The organism is Anaerotalea alkaliphila (assembly GCF_010179735.1).
GTDB classification, from domain to species: Bacteria; Bacillota; Clostridia; order Lachnospirales; family Vallitaleaceae; genus Anaerotalea; species Anaerotalea alkaliphila.
Window position 1 is genome coordinate 1 of sequence record NZ_JAAEEH010000088.1, and the last position, 1559, is coordinate 1559.

Genomic DNA, 1559 nt, shown 5'->3' on the forward strand with positions numbered 1-1559 from the left:
CCCTGGGAGGTGCCGGCCTCGACCACCAGCCTTTTCCCCATGGCCACCGGCAGGACCGCTTCCCTGTAGCTTTCCGGCTGCTTCTCGAACAGGTCCATGGAGGGCATGCTCACCACGCGGACCCCAACACCTTCCTTGTGCAGCCGTTCTGCCGCCGCAAGGGCCAGGCTGACTTCCGAGCCCGAGGCGATGATCGCCAGTTCCGGGGAGTCCCCCCATTCCTTCAGCACATAGCCGCCTTTCAGCGCCTCCACACCGGTCCCTTCCAGCTCCGGAAGGTTCTGCCGGGTGAGGACGATGCTTGTGGGCCCCTCCGTCTGCCCCACGGCATGCATCCACGCCGCGGCGGTTTCCTTCCCGTCGGCCGGACGGAACACCGTCATGTTCGGGATGCAGCGCAGGGACGCCAGCTGTTCCACCGGCTGGTGGGTGGGGCCGTCCTCCCCCACGCCGATGCTGTCATGGGTCAGCACATAGGTCACCGGAAGCCCCATCAGGGCCGCCAGCCGCATGGAGGGCCGCATGTAGTCGCAGAACACGAAGAAGGTTGCCCCGTAGACCTGCAGGCCTCCGTGGAGGGCCATGCCGTTCAAGATTCCCGCCATGCCGTGCTCCCGGACGCCGAAGTGCAGGTTGGAGCCCGCAAACCGGCCCGGCAGGAAGTCCCCCCTTCCCTTCATCAGCGTCTTGGTGGAAGGGGCCAGGTCCGCAGACCCGCCCACCAGGTTGGGGAGCCGCTTCGCCAGCCGGTTGATCACCGCCTCCGAACGGCTCCGGGTGGCCACGGAGCCGGAGAATTCCCACATTTCGGGATCCTCCAGAAGCTCCTGCATGTCCACCGCCCCGTGCCAGACCTCCCATTCCTTGGCTTCCTCCGGATAGGCCTGGGCGTAGGTTGCGAAAAGCGCTTCCCACTCCGCCCGCTTTTGGGCCTTCTCCCGGACCAGTCCCTCCAGGTGTTCCCTTACCTCGGGCAGCACGTGGAAGTCGGGGTGTCCCCCCATGCCCAGGTCCTGCTTCATCTGCTGCACGTTCTCCTCCCCCAAGGGTTCCCCGTGGGCGGAAGCCTTCCCTTCCTTGGCCGCGCATCCGGCCCCGATCTGGGTGCAGACCTCGATCAGGGTGGGCTTCTTAAGGTCCGCCTTGGCCTTCCTTATGGCCCCGTCGATGGCCTCCAGGTCGTTGCCGTCGTTCACCTTGATGTGCTCGAAGCCGTAGGCCTCGAAGCGCTTGCCCACGTCCTCCCTAAAGGCCGTGTCCGTATCTCCTTCGATGGTGATCCGGTTGGAATCGTAGAAGACAATCAGCTTGCCCAGGCCCAGGGTGCCGGCCAGGGAGGCCGCTTCCGAAGCCACCCCTTCCATCATGCATCCGTCCCCGGCGATGACGTAGGTGTAGTGGTCCACGACCTCGTGGCCGGGCTTGTTGAACCTTGCCGCCAGATGCCGTTCCGCCATGGCCATGCCCACCCCGTTGGCGATGCCCTGGCCCAAGGGGCCGGTGGTGGTCTCCACCCCGTCCGTGTGGCCGTATTCCGGATGGCCGGGGGTCTTGCTTCC

General features: G+C 65.9%; 1 protein-coding gene. It reads right to left on the reverse strand.

From position 1 onward, the window contains the following. The coding region (locus tag GXN74_RS14225; RefSeq protein ID WP_162371593.1) for a transketolase family protein at positions 1-1559 on the reverse strand (1559 nt) is incomplete at both ends.